Raw genomic sequence first — 18,525 nt, forward strand, 5'->3', positions numbered from 1 at the left:
GCCGACCTCCCTGCACTCCCATATCCGCCGTCAGGCGGGTGGACGCTGGCGCGCCCCGATACTGCCAACAATGCCGAATGCCGTTCGGTCATCCGACGGCGGGTCCCGTGTTCACGTCAACATGGCCCGCCATGTGCTCATACACCAGATGTTACTGGCTAGTAGCTTGAAGGCCAACCCCTGACGTCCGGGTTCAACTTAGGAAACCCTGACCGAACGCCGGACCGAAGTCGCCCTGGCCCCTCCAAAACGCCGCCCACCAGGGACGACGGGCGAAAGGGCGGTGGCTTCACCCTCCACTCTAGTGACCGGCCCCACTCCCCCGGCGGGCGCACCACCGTCGAAGTGCCGTCGCGGCACCGGTAAAGGACGAACGCCCCTCCTCCGAAAGGAGGAAGGGCGTCCCCACGAACCGGGCCGACCGAACTAGCCGAACCAGTCGGCCGGGCCGGTGAGCGGTCCCATCTTCCAGATCGGAGCCGAACCCAGACCGATCGACAGGATCAGCAGGGTCAGCAGCAGGATGCCGACGATCACACCGATGTACAGGTACAGGTTGTGGAAGCGGACCCGTTCCACCAACCACACCGCCTGGTGCCTGGCCTCGCGCCCGCTCGGCATGATGTAGCTGAGCAGGATCATCACGAACACGGCGAACGCGCCCGTGTAGTTGGCGCCATCGTTGCCGGTCTCCATCATCGTGGCGTAGACCATCCCGACCAGGATGCCCGCCACCAGATAGATCAGACCGAAACCGACCGTGCGCAACACCATGCGCCCGAAGGCCCAGGGGAAGCTGAGCGCCACCACCATGCCGTCGGAGTTGCGCCGCCCCCGGGTCTGCAGACGTCGGGCGTGCTCGGCCTTGACCACGTCCAGGGCGCCCAGGCCGGCGATGACGACGACGCCGAGGATGATCCCGAACCACGGGAACCACAGCGCCACACCCGCCAACGACAGCATGATCGGGATGAGCACCAACGGGTGCATCCGCCAGGCCTGGTCGTAGTACTCGTCCTCGCCCTCGTCGTCGGCGTTGTGGCCGCGGAAGTAGTCGCCGAGACGATCGCCGCCGCCTCGCTTGAAGCGGCTCAGCAGCCCGCCGCGCTCGTTGTAGTCCTCTTCGTCGAACTCCTGGGTGGTGTTCCTACGGCCCTGCTGCTCGACCGGCGTCAGGATGTCCTCGAAGGCGCTGGGGTCCAGCGGCGAGTTGAAGAACTGGGTCTGCTGGATGCCCTCGGACCCGCGCGGCGGAGGCTCCGCCCGTCCCATCATCATGGTGCCCTGCGGGTCCTCCTGCTGCCGCGCCAACTCGCCCGGGTCGAACCGTTGGGTGCCCAGGACGTCGTCCTGCCCGGTCTGGATCCGTTGGGTGCCCTGCGGGTCGTGCAGGTCCTGGGAGGAGGACGGGGCGATGCGCTCGGTGCCCGCCATGGCGCCCAGGTCGTCGGTGGCCTCATCGTCCGCGCCCCAACCCGAGCGCCCACCACCCAGATCGTTCGTGGCCTCGTCGTCCACGCCCCAACCCGAGCGCGCACCGCCGAGGTCGTTCGTGGCCTCGTCGTCGACCGGATGACCACCCGAGTGGGCGTGGCTCGTCTGCGGCGCGGAAGGGCTGGACCACGCGCTGTCCGTCGAGGTCGGAGCGCCGCGGGTGTGCGGAGGTCCCCAACCCTCGCTGGCGCTCTTGCCGAGCAGGTAGCCCGCGGCGCCGCCGGCGGCCGCACCACCCAGTGCCGAACCCATGCCTCCGCGACCGCCCGTGTCTCCACCCGCGCCCGGGCCGGGCGTGTGGCTGCGCACGGTGTGCCCACCGGTCTGGTCGATCGGGCCGATCTGTGGTTCCTGCCACGGCAGGTCCAGGTTGAGCCGGCCCGTCTCGGCGACCAGCTCGGCCGCGGTCGGACGCGCCCGCATGTCACGGGAGACCGCCCGGTTGACCAGGGGCCGCAGCGCCTCGTGCATCCCGTCCAGGTCGATCTCGCCGTTGAGGATCCGGAAGAAGATGACCTCGAAAGAACCCGCGCCGTAGGGCGGGCGACCGGTCGAGGCGAACGCCACCGTGCCACCCCAGGCGTGCACGTCGGTGGCCGGGCCCAGGTCGGTGCCCTCGATGACCTCCGGGGACAGGTAGCTGGGCGTGCCGACGAACGTGCCGGTCTGGGTGAGCTTGGCCCCGTCCACCGCGTGCGCGATGCCGAAGTCGATGACGATCGGCTCACCGTTGGAGATGATCACGTTGCCGGGCTTGAGGTCGCGATGGATCACGTCCACCGCGTGGATGTCCTTGATCGCCCGGGCCATACCGGCGACGAAGCGGGTCAGAGCGCGGCCGCGCAGGGGACCGTGGTCGGTGACCGTGGCGTCCAGGGTGGGGCCGGGGATGTACTCGGTGACCACCCAGGGCAGTTCGGCCTGGGTGTCCGCGTCGATGACCTCGGCCACGTTGGGGCTCTGCACGCGGCGCATCGTCTCGACCTCTCGGGCGAGCCGCGCGCGTGCGATGTGGTCTCCTGCGACCTCCGGCTTGAGAACCTTCACCGCGACGAACTGGTCGGTCCGGGGGTCCTCGGCCTGGTACACCACGCCCATGCCGCCCGCACCGATGCGGCGGCGGATGACGTAGTGGCCGATGCGCTCCGGCAGCTCCTCACCCGTGGGGAAACCTGCCGACATTGCCATCGAGAACTCATCCCCTCAAAAGACCGCATACCACCACGTCCAGCTTATCGGCCGGGGGGATGGGTCACCATTGGCTTGTTCGACCCCGGAGGGGCCTCGTATGGTCTTTTGGTGTCGTCGGAGAGCAGGCGCTGACCGCGCCCCGGGGACTCCGGACGAACCGTCCGTCGTGGGACGACCAATGACGAGTATGACGGAAAAACAGCGTGCGCGGTTCCCCCGCCCCCGTCCCGTCTGGCCGGATCCGGACGACCGGGCCGACCCCCGTGACGCCACTGAATATGACGAAGGTCCATTGTCGTGGCAAAACGTGGCAAAGGGAAGTTCAAGCGTGGGACGGGGCGCCGGTCCGAACGCCGTGGCACCCCGTCCGAAACGGGTTCAGATCCTTCAGCGACCGCTGAACCTCGCCTTGCCCGGCCCCTGCTCGATGAAGCTGCGCATGCCGGTCTTCTGGTCCTCCGTGGCGAAGAGCCCGGAGAACTGCAGGCGCTCGATCTCCAGTCCGGTGTCGAGGTCGGTCTCCAGCCCGCGGTCGATGGCCTCCTTGGCCGCCGCCAGGGCGATCGCCGGACCTTCGGCGTACTCGGCGACCAGCGCGACGGCGGCCGAGTAGACCTCCTCGTCGGCGACGACCCGGTCCACCAGACCGATCCGCTCGGCCTCCTCCGCGCGCACGTGACGGCCGCTGAAGGTCAGGTCCTTGGCCTTGGCCGGGCCGATCAGGCGCGGCAGGCGCTGGGTCCCGCCGGCGCCGGGGATCACGCCGAGCTGGATCTCGGGCTGCCCGAACCTGGCCTTGGTCCCGGCGACCCGGAAGTCGGCGCACAACGCCAGCTCGCAGCCGCCGCCGAGCGCGAAGCCGCTGACCGCGGCCACGACGGGCTTGGGGATCCGAGCCACGGCGGTCAGCGCGTTCTGCAGCGCGCGCGAGTAGTTCAGCATCTGCGCGTGGCCGAGGTCGGCCATCTCCTTGATGTCGGCCCCCGCCACGAAGGCGCGCTCACCGCCGTACAGCACGACGGCGCGCACGGAGTCGTCGGTCGACACCCGGGCCGCGGCCTCGGCGATCTCCTTGGTGACCTGTCCGTTCAGCGCGTTCAGCGCCTTGGGTCGGTCGATGCGGATGACGGCGACCGCGGGGTTCTCCGGGTCGGCCTCCACGCGAACGAACTCGCCCACGTTGTCCACCTCTTCGTCTCGGTGTCGGTGTCGGTTTCGATGGCAACCCAACCACGCGGGTCAGGAGAAGAGCAGCACCAGGGTCCCGAGCCGGGCCGAGACCGTGTAGGCGACGGCCAGGAGCAGGGCGGCGCCCACGAGCAGGAGCGTGTCGGCGACACGCCAGCGGCTGACTCGTGCGTGGGTGCGCGGCCCGGTCCCGAAGGCCCGCGCGTCCATGGCGGTGGCCAGCAGGGTACCGATTCGGATGGCGCGGACCAGCAGCGCGAACAGTCGGCCGAAGAACAGTCGGACCACGTTCAGCGGGTTGTATCCGGCCTCCAGTCCTCGGGCCCTACGGGCCAGGGTGATGGTGCGCCACTGGTCGGCCAACAGCGGGATGAGGCGCAGCGCCGCGAGCACGCCCATGGCGGGGCGCTCGGGCACCTTGAGTCTTTGCACGAGCCCGTCGGCCATGTCGGTGGGGTCGCTGGTGATGGCGGCGAGGAGTCCGGGCAGGGCGATGGCCAACAGACGCACCGCCACCCCGATGGCTCCTTCGAGGCCCTGTTCGCCGTACAGGTAGTTGACCGCGGCGCTGCTCAGACCCATGAGCACGAAGGGGCCGGCCAGGATCAGCAGGGTGCGGCGGTCCACCCCGCTGAAGGGCACGCACAGCAGGACGGCGGCCAGCACGATGCCGCCGGTGACCACGTCCACGGCGGGGACGAGTCCGATGCCGATGCCGAGGGCGGCGATCAGTTTGGCTGCGGGATTGAGTCCGGTGAGCCGGGGGACCTCGCTCACTCGGCCTCCTCGGCCACGGCGCGCCCGTCCGCCACACGCACCCGCACGTCCGCCACACGCACCCGCACGTCCGTCAGATGACGCAGGAGCAGCCCGTCGTGGGTGGCCACGGTGATGGCCCGGCCCTCGGCTCGCAGATCCGCGAGGAGCTCCACGAGCTCGGTCCAGGTGCGGGTGTCCTGGCCGAAGGTGGGCTCGTCCAGGGCCAGGACGTCGGGGGCGTGCAGGGGGCCGGAACTGAGCGCGGTGGCCACCGACAGACGGCGTTTCTCCCCGCCCGAAAGCGTGTACGGGTGCACGTTCGCCAGATGGGTCAGCCGCAGCCGTTCCATGAGTTCACCGACCCGGCCCTCGGTCTCCGTATCGCTCAGACCGGCCCGCAGCGGGGCGAACCGGAGTTCGTCGCGGACCTCGGTGGTCACGAACTGGTCCTCGGCGTGCTGGAAGACGGTGCCCACGTGGCGGGCCAGCCGTCGGGCCGGCCAGCGGACCAGTGGACGCCGGTCGATCTCCGCCAGGGTCCCGCGCGGCACCACCCGACCACGGTGCGGTTTGGTCAGGCCCGCCAGCAGGGTCAGGAGGGTGGACTTGCCCGCTCCGTTGGGCCCGGTCAGCGCGGTGACGGCCCCCGCGGGCACGGTCAGGTCCACGTCTTCGAGGACGGTGCGCGGGGCGGCCGCCCGCACGCCCAGTTGGAAGGGGGTCCGCGCCGTCACACCCCGCGCCGCCAACATGGGCGCTCCCCCGGGGGCCGAGGGTAGGTCCGGTGAGGGTTCCTCTCCGGGTACCCACACCCCCTGTTCGGCCAGGGACCTCCCGTGCTCGGCGAAGACCTTCGCCGGCGCCCCGTCGGCGATCACGCCACCGCCGGGTTCGACCACCACCACACGGTCCACCAGGTCCATGACCTCGGCGACGCGGTGTTCGACCAGAACGAGGGTCGCCTCGCTCTCGGTGAGCAGGCGGGCCAACAGGTCCCGGACCAGCGCGCCCCCGACCGGATCGAGGTTGGCGGTGGGCTCGTCCAACAGCAGCAGACGCGGTCGCATGGCCAGTGCCCCGGCGATGACCAGGCGCTGCTTCTCCCCACCGGACAGGGCACCGGTGGAGTGGCCGATCCCATAGGGGAACCCGACCTCGACCAGGGCACGTTCGACCCGCGACCAGATCTCGTCCGGTGCCACCCCCAGGTTCTCCGGGCCGAACGCCACGTCGTCGCCGGCGCGCGCCATCACCAGCTGGGCCTCGGGATCCTGCGCGACCAGACCCACACCGCCGCGCCCCCGGGAGGCGGGCTCGCCGTCCACCCGGAGCAGGCCCTCCTGGTCGCCACCGATGGCGCTGTCGGGCCCGGTGAGACCGGCCAGGGCGTGCAACAGGGTGGACTTGCCCGCGCCGGAGGCGCCCAGCAACAGGACCCGCTCCCCGGGTTCGATGAGCAGGTCGACGCCGCGCAGGGCGTGGGCGGCGCGGCCCGCGTGCTTCCATCCCCAGCCGGAGAGTTCCACACGCGCGCCGCGCGCGTTCGTGCCGGCCATGGTCAGCCCTTGGCCGAGGGGAAGGGTGCCAAGGCCCCGGACCGGGCCAGGGCGGTGGTGAGCAGGCGTCCGCCGACCCCCGCGATCAACGCGCCGCTCACCAGGACCAGGCCGCCGTAGACGAGCTGGTGCGACAGCGGCCAGGTGGCGTAGTAGACGACGGCGTCACGGATGGCCGGGGAGATCCCGGCGAGGGCACCGGCCAGCGCGGCCACGCCCATGCCCCAACGGCGGTAGAGGAAGAGCAGGAAGACCAGCTCGGGCAGCAGCCCCTGCATGGCGCCCTCCAGGACCACCGTGACGCCCCATTGGGAGCCCAGCAGCGCGGAGACCGAGGCCGCGGTGATGGAGGTGAGCACGGCCGCGCCGGACCGTCGGATGATCAGCCCGCCGAGGACTCCCGGAAGCAGCCAGACCCCGTAGAGGATCGCCTGTGCCGGGGGGAAGAGCACGAACAGCGGTCCGGTGATCGTCCAGACCACGCCCCACAGCCAGAACACCACCCCCACCGCGGCGCCGAGTACGGCGGCCACCACGATGTCCACGGTGCGCCAGGCCCCGAACTCGGCGCGGATCCAGTCCTTGATCCGGCCGAGAAGTCCACGACTCGTACCGGCGTGCCCGGCTCCGGTGTCGATACCCATCGAAATGAGGTCCCTTCGTCGAGGTCGACGAGGGGAATGCGGCCGAGAGCGTCTCCCGCGCCGGCGGCACGGAGATGACGGATTCCACGACTTCCTTCGCCGGCATGACCCGGATCAGGTGTGTAAGGGTCTGCGGTCCGATGCCGCACTCTCAGCGCTCACGCGCTCCCCTGTCGGTTCTCCTCCATTATGCGTCAACAAGGAGGGCCGTGGGATGTTTCCATCCCACGGCCCGATTCTTCCGACTCCATCGCAGGTCAGGCCTCGGTGTCGGATTCGTCGTCCTTGGACTTCGGTGGCTCGGCGTCCGGGTTGCCGAAGGCCCCGGGCGAGCCCGCGAAGTCCTCGGCCTCCAGTTCGGCGGTACCGCCCCGCATGCTCTCCTGCCAGATCGGGCCGGGCAGGCTGCCCCCGTAGACGATGCCGTAGTAGCGGCCACCGATGGTCACGCCCTGCAGCGGGTTCGCCTCGCCGCCGCGCACGTCGCCGACGACCACGGCCGAGGAGAGGTTCGGGGTGTACCCGGCGAACCAGGCGTAGGCCGCGCCGTCGGTGGTGCCGGTCTTGCCCGCGACCGGTCGCCCGAGGTCCAGACCATTGGCGGTGCCGCCCTTGAAGGGCTGCTGTAGCAGGTGGTTGACCCCGTCCGCGGTCTGCTTCTTCACCGCTCGTTCGCAGTGGGAGTCGGCGGTGACCCGTTCACCGGTGCCGTCGTCCCGGATCGCCCGGACCGGGCGCGGCTCGCAGCGGGTGCCACGAGCGGCGAAGGTCGCGTAGGCGTTGGCCACGTTCAGCGGGGACACCTCCTGGTCGCCCAGGGTGAAGGAGCTCCACACCCCGAGGTCGCCACCGTCGGCGCGGTGTATCCCGACCGCCTCGGCGGTCTCGGAGGTCTCGCACAGGCCGACCCGACGCTGCAGCTGGGCGAAGTAGGTGTTCACCGACCCCTTGGTCCCGCTGAGCATGTTGTGGCCGCCCTCGTCGCTCTCACCGGCGTTGCGGACGTTCCAGGACGACATGGTGCCGCCCTCGCAGTTGACCATGCCGCCGACCGACATGCTCTTGGGCGAGTTGAAGCTGGTGCCGTACCCCAGGCCCTTCTCCAGGGCCGCGGCCAGGGTGAAGGCCTTGAAAGTCGACCCGGCCTGGAATCCGCTGGAACCGCCGTCGGCCTGGTCCACGGCCAGGTTGATCGAGGTGGTGCCGACCTTTTCGTCGTCGAACCCGTAGCGCAGGTTCTGGGCCAGGGCTCGCACGCGGCCCGAACCGGGCTCGACCATGGCCTGGGCGGAGAACTTGGTGGAGTCCTCGTGCGGGACCCGGCGGTCGATGGCCTCTTGGGCGGAGTCCTGCGCCGCTCGAAGCAGACTGGTCTGGACGGTGAAGCCGCCCCGGGAGATGCGCTGTTCGCGCTCGGCCTTGGTGTCGCCCAGCAGGTCGGATTCGAGGAGCCAGCGCATCGTGTAGTCGCAGAAGAACGGGTACTCGCTCTCGGCGCAGCTGCCCCCGCGCGGCGTGGCGTCCACTCCCAGGCCCTTCTCCTTGTGCGCGGCGGCCTCTTCGGCGTCGAGGTGTCCGGTGGCGACCATCCGGTCCAGCACGAGATCGCGGCGTTCCCTGGTCTCATCGGGGTTGTTGATCGGGTCGTAGTACGAGGGCGCTCGAACCAGACCGGCCAGTGTCGCGGCCTGCCCGGGGTCCAGTTCGGCGGCGGAGGTCGAGAAGTACCGTTCGGCGGCGACCTCGACTCCGTGCGCGCCGGCCCCGAAGTAGGCCAGGTTGAGGTAGCCCTGCAGGATCTCGTCCTTGGTGTAGCGGTCCTCGATGTCGATCGCGTAGCGCAACTCGGTGAGTTTGCGGGTGATCGTCCGGGCGCTGGCCTGGTCGACCTCTTCCTCGGTTTCGGCGGTCTCGATGAGGAGATTCTTGACGTACTGCTGGGTGATGGTCGAACCACCCTGTGTGTTCCCCTGGGCGGTGCGGATGGCGGCGCGGAGGACACCGCGCAGATCGAGGCCGTTGTGCTCGTAGAAACGGTCGTCCTCGATCGCCATCAGGGCCGTGCCCATCCAGGGGCTCATCTCGTCGAGGTCGACGACATCGCGTTCGCGTTGGGCGACCTCGCCGAAGGGCTCCCCCGAGTCGTCGGTGAGCAGGACGCGCGACGACGGGTACGGAACGTCGAGGTGGTTCGGCAGGGACATGAACCCCGCGGCGGCGTCCCTGGCCACGATCCCGGCACCGCCGACCAAGGGTATGACCAGGGCCGCCGACAATAGCCCGGCGATGAGGCCGAGTCCGGACAGACGCAGGATCGCCTCGCGTCGTTCCTTGCCGCCGCCCCCTTCCAACTTCGCGGTTCCGCCCTCCACCAGGGCTCGGGCTCTGTCCCCGAACCGACCAATACGGCTGGACTCCGTCACGTCGCCCCCTACGGCCGTGTGCGGCCCGGTGCCACGTGGCACCGGGCACTGCGTCGACCACACTCGCAGTCGGCCCGCAAAGGGAACTCCGTCAAATCGGGCGTGTCACCGAAAAGCTTCCTCAATCCCCGGCAAAGCACCCAGAAACGCCACAGCACGGCCACAGTGGACTGTTCACGAGGAACCAGTCGCAATTAATCTCGACATCAAGACGAGAGTCCCGACGAATCAGCCGGCGCGAGAAGCGCTTCCCCCGAATACGTGACAATTGATCCCTGTGGGTCACAACGGACACATGGGGATGTCCGGAATACGCCTCGCCCTGCCCGGCGCACATTCGTTCATCCCTACCCGCATGGACCTCGTGCACAACATGGGAGAAGAATTTACCGACTTTTCACGAAGAGGCACGGGAAAGCGACTACAGAAACCCCAGAATCCACAGTGGCGAACTGCCCGGTTTGCGAGGTTTCCCAGGGTGAAACCCGACAAATACCAGGTCCATCCCACCGAGGCCAGTGTGATGAGGATCACATTAATTATCCGGCCCCGACACTCTTCCAAACCCCACTAGAGGACCGACGATAGACAGCGGAGGGCACCGAAGCCGCAATCTGGACAGTTTCCGATCCAGCACTTCGTTGACCCCGTTCTTCGTTGGATTAAATTCCGATTAATTCCGCACGCGAGTCGCCGCGTGCTGCCCCATAACGCCCGAACCACGACAATGACGGTGTAGCCAGTGATCGGACGACTGCCCATCCTCGATATCTCTCCAGAGAACGTTCTCGGCCCGGTGAAGGCGGTGCCCGAAGAACGTTTCACCGTCGGCGCGACGGTGATCCGCGAAGGGCACGATTCCCTCGCCGCGGGCGTCGTCGTCCACTCACCCGAAGGGCGCCGACGGCCCCTTGTCCCGATGCGGGAGAAATCCCCCGGAACCGACCGCTACGAAGCCGAGATCAGCCTGCCCGCCGAGGGACAGTGGTCCTTCTCCATCGAGTCGTGGAGCGACCCCTTCACCACCTGGCTGCACGTCGCCCGCGTGAAACTCCCCCTCGACACCGACACGGACCTCGTCCTGGAGGAGGGCGCCCGCCTACTGGCCAAGGCCGGCCGCCGCGTCCCCCGCAACCGCGACCTGGCCAGGGCCGCCAAGGTTCTGCGTGACACCTCCCTGACCCCCATGGAAGCCTTCGAGGCCGCCGTCACCGACGACGTCGTCTCCGCAATGGAGCACGACCCCGTCCGTGAGCTCGTCACCAGGTCCAAGCGGACCAAGGTCGTCGTACACCGCGAACGCGCCCTGTTCGGTTCCTGGTACGAGTTCTTCCCCCGCTCGGAGGGCGCCCAGGTCGACACCGCGCCCGGCCAGGAGCTCTCCGGCACCTTCGCCACCGCCGCCAAACGGCTGCCGGCCATCGCCGACATGGGCTTCGACGTGGTGTACCTGCCACCGATCCACCCGGTCGGCGCCGCCCACCGCAAGGGTCGGAACAACACCCTGCACGCGCGCGCCGGCGACCCCGGGTCCGTGTGGGCCATCGGTTCGGCCGACGGAGGCCACGACGCGGTCCACCCGGACCTGGGCACCATCGCCGACTTCGACGCGTTCGTGGCCGAGGCCGCCGAGCACGGCCTGGAGATCGCCCTGGACCTGGCCCTGCAGTGCTCCCCCGACCACCCCTGGGTCACCGAGCACCCCGAGTGGTTCACCACCCGGGTCGACGGTTCCATCGCCTACGCGGAGAACCCGCCGAAGAAGTACCAGGACATCTACCCGCTCTGCTTCGACAACGACTTCGAGGGCCTGTACACCGAGGTCCTTCGGGTGGTCCGGCACTGGATGGACCACGGGGTGCGGATCTTCCGGGTGGACAACCCGCACACCAAGCCCGTCGCGTTCTGGGAGCGTCTGCTCGCCGACGTCGCGCGCACCGACCCCGACGTGCTCTTCCTGGCCGAGGCCTTCACGCGCCCCGCCATGATGCGCACCCTGGCCAGGGTCGGCTTCCACCAGTCCTACACCTACTTCACCTGGCGCAACGGCAAGGACGAGCTCACCGACTACCTCACCGAGCTCAGCCGGGAGACCGCGCACTACCTGCGCCCCAACCTGTTCGCCAACACCCCCGACATCCTCAACGCCTACCTCCAGGACGGCGGCCGCCCCGCCTTCGAGGCGCGCGCGGTGCTGGCCGCGACGCTCTCCCCGACCTGGGGGATCTACTCGGGCTTCGAGCTGTGCGAGAACACCCCCGCCGCACCCGGCAGCGAGGAGTACCTGCACTCGGAGAAGTACGAGTACCGCCCTCGCGACTGGGCCGGGGCGGACGCCTCCGGTACGACCATCGCCCCGCTCATCACCCGGCTCAACGAGCTCCGCCGGGCCCACCCCGCCCTGCGCGAGCTGCGAAACCTGAGGTTCCACCACGTGGACAGGCCGGAGATCGTCTGCTTCTCCAAGCACCGACCCGGCGCCTGTGGTGAACCCGACGACGCCGTCATCGTCGTCGTCAACCTCGACCCGCACCGGACCCATGAGGCCACGGTGCATCTCGACCTGCCGTCGATCGGCCACACGTGGGAGGAGGACATCAAGGTGACCGACGGGCTGACCGGCCACTCCTACACATGGCGAGCCGACAACTACGTCCGGCTCGACCCGGCGACCGGGCCCGCGCACGTGTTCACCGTCAGCGGCAGATAGCGGGTCGGGGCACCGGAACGCGGCGGTCACAGCACCGCCGCCGCCCGGCTCCCGCACGCCTGTTGATCCGATGTCGAACATTTTGGTGGGGAGCAGTAGATGAGCAACGACGAGTCCGGACCCGGCGCACACGAGCACGCCGAACATGGTCCGCTCGCGCCGGCCACCGGGGCCGCGACCGGCCCGCTCATGTCCTCGGGAGGTACCGGTGAACCCCACTGGTACAAGCACGCCGTCTTCTACGAGGTACTGGCCCGGGGGTTCTTCGACTCCAACGGGGACGGCACCGGTGACCTCACCGGACTGGTCCGGAAGTTGGACTATCTCCAGTGGCTCGGAATCGACTGCGTCTGGTTGCTTCCGATGTACGAGTCCCCTTTGCGGGACGGTGGATACGACATCTCGGACTACTTCAAGATCCTCCCGGAGTTCGGCAACACCGCCGACTTCGTGGAGCTTCTCGACGAGTCGCATCGGCGCGGCATCCGTGTCATCACCGACCTGGTCATGAACCACACCAGCGACCAGCACCCGTGGTTCAAGGCCTCCCGTGAGGACCCGGACGGTCCCTACGGCGACTTCTACGTGTGGTCGGACACCGATGACCGCTACGACGAGGCGCGCATCATCTTCGTCGACACCGAGACCTCCAACTGGTCCTACGACGAGGTGCGCGGCCAGTACTACTGGCACCGCTTCTTCTCACACCAGCCAGACCTCAACTTCGAGAACCCGGCGGTCCAGGAGGCGATCCTGGAGGTACTTCGCTACTGGCTGGACCTGGGGATCGACGGTTTCCGGCTGGACGCGGTGCCCTACCTGTACGAGCGCGAGGGCACCAACTGCGAGAACCTCAAGGAGACGCACGAATTCCTCAAGCGGGTGCGCGCGGAGGTCGACCGTCTCTACCCGGACCGGGTGCTGCTGAGCGAGGCCAATCAGTGGCCCTCGGAGGTGGTCGACTACTTCGGCGACTTCGAGTCCGGTGGCGACGAGTGTCACATGAACTTCCACTTCCCGCTGATGCCGCGCATGTTCATGGCGGTCCGGCAGGAGCAGCGCTTCCCGATCTCGGAGATCCTCGCCCAGACCCCGCCGATCCCCCGCAACTGCCAGTGGGCGATCTTCCTGCGCAACCACGACGAGCTGACCCTGGAGATGGTCACCGACGAGGAACGCGACTACATGTACGCGGAGTACGCCAAGGAACCCCGCATGCGAGCGAACGTGGGGATCCGGCGGCGGCTCGCGCCCCTGTTGGACAACGACCGCAACCAGATCCAGCTGTTCACCGCGCTGCTGTTGTCGCTGCCGGGCTCCCCGGTGCTGTACTACGGCGACGAGATCGGCATGGGCGACAACATCTGGTTGGGCGACCGTGACGCCGTGCGCACGCCGATGCAGTGGAACTCCGATCTCAACGCCGGGTTCTCGCGCAGCGACCCCGCCCGCCTCTACCTGCCACCGATCATGGACCCGGTCTACGGCTACCAGGCGATCAACGTGGAGTCCCAGCGGGAGAACCCCGGTTCGCTGCTGCACTGGACCCGTCGGATGATCCAGATCCGTAAGCGGCACCCCGTGTTCGGCACCGGGGAGTTCACCGAACTGAACGCCACCAACCCGAGCGTGTTGGCCTACATCCGCGAGCACGGCGACGACCGGATGCTGTGCGTCAACAACCTGTCCAAGCACCCGCAACCGGTGGAGCTGGACCTGTCGCGCTACGCGGGTGTGAGCCCGGTGGAGTGCGTGGGCGGGGTCCGTTTCCCGGAGGTCGGTGAGCTGCCTTACCTGCTCACCCTCCCCGGCCACGGCTTCTACTGGTTCCAACTGCCTCCGGAGCGCACGTCCGACACCGGGTCCAAGGACGGCGAGGGCGTGCCCTCGTACGGACTCCCCGCGGCGGGACTGAGCACCCCGGACTCCTTCGACACCGGCCACCGCAGCACAGCCACCGACCGGCCCGCCGGCGCGAGCCGGGACCGTGGTGGGAAGGGAACCAGGCCTCTCTGACATGTCGCAGCTAGAAGAACTCCTGGCAGTCTGGCTACCTCGACAACGATGGTTCTCCGGCAAGGGGATCCCGATCCGTCGGGTCCGGGTCGAGAGCAGGTACACCCTGGTCTCGGCCGGACCCGGTGGTCCCGACCTGAACGTGCTCGTGGTCCAGGCGGGCCAACGCGGCACGAGTTCCCGTTACCAGGTGCTGCTCGGGTCGCGTCCGCCCCGGTCACTGCCGCCCCACCTGGCCCGCTCCGCCATCGGCGTGTGCCCGGTGGCCGGCGGTCGGCCCCGGGTGGTCTACGACGCGGCGCACGATCCGCAGCTGACGTCGTTGCTGCTGGAGCGATTCAACTGCGCCGAGGACGGCGAGCGTCGGGGGCGGGTGCGTTTCCGTACCCTTCCCGGCGCCGAGGTCAAGGCGTGCGGCTCGGGCCGTCTGCTGACCGGTGAGCAGTCCAACACCTCGCTGGTGTACGGGCGCGACTACGTCCTCAAGACCTTCCGCAGGCTCTGGCCGGGGCGCAACCCGGACCTGGAGCTGAACATGGCGCTGTCGGGTTCGCCGTACGTGGCACGCCCGTGCGGGTGGATCGAGGCGGACCTGTCCGGTCACACCACGCCCACCACCTTGGCGCTGTTGCAGACGTTCGTCCCGGACGCCACCGACGGCTGGGTGCTGGCCACCGAGAACGTGCGCACGCTGTTGGACGGCGAGGACGCCGACTTCAGTGCGGAGTCCGCGCGGTTGGGGCACACCACGGCGCAGGTGCACAGTTCGCTGGCACGGGCGCTGCCCACCGACGTGCTCTCCCCCGTCTCGGCGGCCGAAGTGGCCGACGCGATGGTGGAGCGGCTGGCGATGGCCAGCGGTGAGGTGCCCGAACTGGCCGAACACGCGCCGAGGGTGATGGAGGCCTACTCCGACTTCGCCCGGGTGGACGAACCGCTGCCGATACAGCGCATCCACGGCGACTACCACCTGGGGCAGGTCATCCGGCCGAAGTCCGGGTGGGTGCTGCTGGACTTCGAGGGCGAGCCGACGGTGTCGGTGCGCGAACGCCAACGTCTGTCCAGTCCGCTGCGGGACGTGGCGGGGATGCTGCGTTCCTTCGACTACGCGGCCGGTTACCTGTTGGTCGGGCATCCGGACGACCAGGAGTTGGCGTGGGCCGCTCGGGAGTGGTCGCGCCGCAACCGGGAGGCGTTCTGCCGCGGTTACGCCGACGGTGGGGGCGCCGATCCGGAGAAACACCTGACCGTGCTGCGCGCCTTCGAGTTCGACAAGGCGGTCTACGAGGTCCTGTACGAGGCGCGCAACCGCCCCGACTGGCTTCGGGTTCCGCTCGATTCCATCGCCACAGCGGCCGGGGCACCTCCGGTGCCCGGCTGATTCCCCGGCGGCCGCCGTTCGCGCACGGCGGCCGCCCCTCGTTCCCCCCGCTGAACCATCGCCTCGTCATCCGAACACCACAAGTCATCACGGAGTCGAATTGTCACCGCGTACGTCCAAAAAGGCCGCCACAGCCGACCAACAGCCGGCGGCGGAGCCCGAGGCGGCGAAGAAGGTGCCCGGCAAGAAGAAGGCCACGAAGACGACCGAGCCCGAGAAGACGGTCAAGACCACGAAGGCCGCGGCCCCGAAGAAGGCCGCACCCAAGAAGAGCAGCACGGGGAAGACCGCACCGAAGAAGACCCGCGTCCCCGCCGCGCTCGCGGAGGACCTGCTCGTCGAACTCGACCGGGTGGTCGACGGCCACCATCACGACCCGCACTCGGTCCTGGGCCTGCACGGACGCGACCTGAGGGTCCTGCGCCCGGGCGCGGTCGAGGTGCACGCCGTGCTGCCCGACCAGACCCGGGTGGCGCTGCCGCACCGCCACCGTGGCGTGTTCGCGGCCCGTCTGCCCAAGAAGGTCGACGACTACCGCGTCGCGGTCCGCTACGAGGACGGACCCGAACTCCTACAGGCGGACGCCTACCGCTTCGAGCCCACGTTGGGCGAACTCGACCTGCACCTGATCGGTGAGGGTCGGCACGAAGAGCTGTGGAGCGCCCTGGGCGCCCACGTCATCGAGCGGGACGGCCCCATGGGCGAGGTGGCCGGGACACGTTTCACGGTCTGGGCGCCCGACGCTCGCGGGGTCCGGGTCATCGGCGACTTCGACCACTGGAGCGGGCTCGCCCACCCGATGCGCAGCCTCGGTTCGACCGGGGTATGGGAGCTGTTCCTGCCCGGGCTCGGGGACGGCGACCTGTACAAGTTCCAGCTCCTGGGCGCGGACGGGCACTGGCGGGACAAGGCCGACCCCATGGCCCGCCGGACCCAGATGCCGCCGGCCACCGCCTCGGTCGTCACGGTCTCCGACCACGTGTGGACCGACCAAGAGTGGATGGCCGAGCGCAAGGGCGTGGAACCGTACCGGGCGCCGATGAGCGTCTACGAGGTGCACCTGGGTTCCTGGCGGCCGGGGCTTTCCTACACCGAACTGGCCGACGAACTGGTGTCCTACGTGGCCGAGATGGGCTTCACGCACGTGGAGCTCCTGCCGGTGGCCGGGCACCCGTTCGACGGGTCCTGGGGTTACCAGGTCACGTCCTACTACGCGCCCACGCCGCGGTTCGGCTCCCCGGACGAGTTCCGCCACCTGGTGGACTCCCTGCACCGGGCGGGTGTGGGCGTGTTCCTGGACTGGGTGCCGGCGCACTTCCCCAAGGACGAGTGGGCGCTGGCCCGGTTCGACGGCAGTGCCCTGTACGAGCACCCGGACCCGCGCCGTGGCGAACACCCCGACTGGGGCACGCTCATCTTCAACTACGGGCGGACCGAGGTGCGCAACTTCCTCGTCGCCAACGCCCTGTACTGGTTGGAGGAGTTCCACGTCGACGGGCTGCGGGTGGACGCGGTCGCCTCGATGATCTACCTCGACTACTCGCGCGACTCCGGTGCCTGGGAGCCGAACGTGTTCGGTGGCCGCGAGAACCTGGAGGCCATCGACTTCGTCAAGGAACTCAACACCACGGTCTACCGCCGTAACCCCGACGTGGCGATGATCGCGGAGGAGTCGACGGCCTACACGGGGGTGACCACCCCGGTGGACCACGGCGGGCTCGGCTTCGGGCTGAAGTGGAACATGGGGTGGATGCACGACACCCTGGAGTACGTCAAGAAGGAGCCGATCCACCGCGAGTACCACCACAACGACATCACGTTCTCCATGGTCTACGCCTACAGTGAGAACTACGTGCTGCCGCTGTCGCACGACGAGGTGGTGCACGGCAAGGCCTCGCTGTTCAACAAGGCGCCTGGGGACGAGTGGCAGCGTGCGGCGACGCTGCGGGCGCTGCTGTCGTTCATGTGGTCCCACCCGGGCAAGCAACTGCTGTTCATGGGCGGGGAGATCGCCCAGGGCGAGGAGTGGTCGCACGAGGAGGGCGTGCCGTGGTGGCTGCTTCAGTACGACCACCACGCGGGCACGCAGCAGCTGGTCAAGGCGCTCAACGATGCCTACCGGCCGCGGCCCGCGCTGTGGTCGTTGGACACCGACCCGGCCGGGTTCACCTGGTTGGACGGCGGCGACCGCCAGGGCAACACCCTGAGCCACCTGCGCCACGGCGAGGACGGTTCGGTGTTGGCGTGCGCGGTGAACTTCTCTCCGGTGCCCCGCGCCGACTGGCGGATCGGTCTGCCGGTCGGGGGCCGGTGGAACACGGTGGTCAACTCCGACGACCCGCGCTTCGGCGGTTCGGGGTACGAGGCGCCGGCCACCGTTGAAGCGCGAGCCCAGGAGTGGCACGGTCAGCCGTTCTCCGCGGAGATCACCCTGCCTCCGCTCGGCGCCGTCTGGTTCGAACCCGCGCCCTAAGGCGCGCTCGCAGCCAGGGCCCTGGACGTTCCCCCGGAACGCCCAGGGCCCTTCCTCGTCCGTTCAGTGCCCGGTGACCAGGTCGACGGCGGCGTCGATGGCGGCCCGGAGGCCGTCCAGGGAGTCCTCGTCGGGCAGGCGGGCGCAGGTGAGCCAGAGTCCGTCGATCATCACCAGGAGCAGTTCGGCGAGGGCTTCGGGATCCCGGCCGGGCGCGAGTTCCTCCTGTTCACGGGCGTAACCCAGAGCGGCGGCCAGGTTGGCGCGCGCTCGCGTGTCCAATTCGGCGAGCACCTCGGCGAACCCGGGGTCGACGGCGGCGCGGGCGTAGAAGGCGGCCCAGATGCGGGCCTGGGCGCGGCGGCGGTCGTCGGTGGGCAACAGATCCACGAGGACGGCCCGCATCCCCTCGGCGAAGGTCAGCGACTCGGGGCCGATCCGGATTCGGGAGAAGCGGTCGGCGACCTCGGCGATGGAGAAGTCCAGGGCGAAGCGGAGCAGCTCGTCCTTGGTGCGGAACTCGCGTTGGACGGCGCCGACGGACAGCCCCGACTCGGCGGCGACCACCCGGACACTGACCCCTTCGAGCCCCTCACGGGCGGCGATGCGATGGATCGCCTCACCCACGCTCCGGCGACGATTTTGACTGTTCACGACCTTCGGCACACGTTCATTCTGGCACATCCACAC

11 protein-coding genes and 1 riboswitch are annotated in these 18,525 nt (G+C 69.1%); of the genes, 4 read left to right on the forward strand and 7 right to left on the reverse strand.

Features of this window, described 5'->3' with window-relative positions; all coding sequences use genetic code 11:
- Positions 1-426: 426 nt before the first annotated feature.
- The 6 genes from ABZ717_RS24345 to ABZ717_RS24370 all read right to left on the reverse strand — a co-directional run bounded on the left by ABZ717_RS24345 (position 427) and on the right by ABZ717_RS24370 (position 9,255).
- Positions 427-2,682 (reverse strand): protein kinase, encoded by a 2,256-nt coding sequence (locus ABZ717_RS24345; RefSeq protein ID WP_358514355.1) that lies wholly within the window; start codon positions 2,680-2,682, stop codon positions 427-429.
- A gap of 390 nt (positions 2,683-3,072) precedes the next feature.
- On the reverse strand, positions 3,073-3,873 hold the full coding sequence (locus ABZ717_RS24350; RefSeq protein WP_358514357.1) for an enoyl-CoA hydratase-related protein: 801 nt from the start codon (positions 3,871-3,873) through the stop codon (positions 3,073-3,075).
- Positions 3,874-3,924: 51 nt separating this feature from the next.
- The gene (locus tag ABZ717_RS24355; RefSeq protein ID WP_358514359.1) at positions 3,925-4,650 is read right to left on the reverse strand and encodes an energy-coupling factor transporter transmembrane component T; all 726 of its coding nucleotides are present in this window, start codon (positions 4,648-4,650) and stop codon (positions 3,925-3,927) included.
- Complete coding sequence (locus ABZ717_RS24360) at positions 4,647-6,188, reverse strand: ABC transporter ATP-binding protein (RefSeq protein ID WP_358514361.1); 1,542 nt, start codon at positions 6,186-6,188, stop codon at positions 4,647-4,649. The genes ABZ717_RS24355 and ABZ717_RS24360 overlap by 4 nt, the downstream gene beginning before the upstream one ends.
- A gap of 2 nt (positions 6,189-6,190) precedes the next feature.
- Positions 6,191-6,832: an ECF transporter S component gene (locus ABZ717_RS24365; protein ID WP_358514362.1), complete on the reverse strand. Its 642-nt coding sequence runs from the start codon at positions 6,830-6,832 to the stop codon at positions 6,191-6,193.
- 74 nt (positions 6,833-6,906) lie between these two features.
- A riboswitch (TPP riboswitch) is annotated at positions 6,907-7,014 on the reverse strand.
- A 75-nt stretch (positions 7,015-7,089) separates the two neighbouring features.
- Positions 7,090-9,255, reverse strand: coding sequence for a transglycosylase domain-containing protein (locus ABZ717_RS24370; protein WP_358514364.1), 2,166 nt, complete (start codon positions 9,253-9,255; stop codon positions 7,090-7,092).
- Between the two features lie 742 nt (positions 9,256-9,997).
- Here ABZ717_RS24370 and ABZ717_RS24375 point away from each other — a divergent pair.
- The 4 genes from ABZ717_RS24375 to glgB all read left to right on the forward strand — a co-directional run bounded on the left by ABZ717_RS24375 (position 9,998) and on the right by glgB (position 17,835).
- A complete protein-coding gene (locus tag ABZ717_RS24375) occupies positions 9,998-11,965 on the forward strand; it encodes an alpha-1,4-glucan--maltose-1-phosphate maltosyltransferase (RefSeq protein ID WP_358514365.1) in 1,968 nt (655 codons plus the stop codon).
- Positions 11,966-12,064: 99 nt separating this feature from the next.
- On the forward strand, positions 12,065-13,981 hold the full coding sequence (treS, locus tag ABZ717_RS24380) for a maltose alpha-D-glucosyltransferase (RefSeq protein WP_358514366.1): 1,917 nt from the start codon (positions 12,065-12,067) through the stop codon (positions 13,979-13,981).
- Position 13,982: 1 nt separating this feature from the next.
- Complete coding sequence (locus ABZ717_RS24385; RefSeq protein ID WP_358514368.1) at positions 13,983-15,362, forward strand: aminoglycoside phosphotransferase; 1,380 nt, start codon at positions 13,983-13,985, stop codon at positions 15,360-15,362.
- Between the two features lie 331 nt (positions 15,363-15,693).
- Positions 15,694-17,835 (forward strand): 1,4-alpha-glucan branching protein GlgB, encoded by a 2,142-nt coding sequence (gene glgB, locus ABZ717_RS24390; RefSeq protein ID WP_358514382.1) that lies wholly within the window; start codon positions 15,694-15,696, stop codon positions 17,833-17,835.
- A 63-nt stretch (positions 17,836-17,898) separates the two neighbouring features.
- Here the strand turns inward: glgB and ABZ717_RS24395 are convergent, their stop codons facing one another.
- The gene (locus ABZ717_RS24395; RefSeq protein ID WP_358514370.1) at positions 17,899-18,501 is read right to left on the reverse strand and encodes a TetR family transcriptional regulator C-terminal domain-containing protein; all 603 of its coding nucleotides are present in this window, start codon (positions 18,499-18,501) and stop codon (positions 17,899-17,901) included.
- Positions 18,502-18,525 lie beyond the last annotated feature (24 nt).

This window comes from Nocardiopsis sp. NPDC006832 (assembly GCF_040635885.1).
In the GTDB taxonomy this organism is placed as follows: Bacteria; Actinomycetota; Actinomycetes; order Streptosporangiales; family Streptosporangiaceae; genus Nocardiopsis.

Bases quoted from the DNA above. Each gene is read 5' to 3' on its own strand.
- ABZ717_RS24345 (WP_358514355.1), bottom strand. From the start codon at position 2,682: ATGGCAATGTCGGCAGGTTTCCCCACGGGTGAGGAGCTGCCGGAGCGC.
- ABZ717_RS24360 (WP_358514361.1), bottom strand. From the start codon at position 6,188: ATGGCCGGCACGAACGCGCGCGGCGCGCGTGTGGAACTCTCCGGCTGG.
- ABZ717_RS24365 (WP_358514362.1), bottom strand. From the start codon at position 6,832: ATGGGTATCGACACCGGAGCCGGGCACGCCGGTACGAGTCGTGGACTT.
- treS (WP_358514366.1), top strand. From the start codon at position 12,065: ATGAGCAACGACGAGTCCGGACCCGGCGCACACGAGCACGCCGAACAT.
- ABZ717_RS24385 (WP_358514368.1), top strand. From the start codon at position 13,983: ATGTCGCAGCTAGAAGAACTCCTGGCAGTCTGGCTACCTCGACAACGA.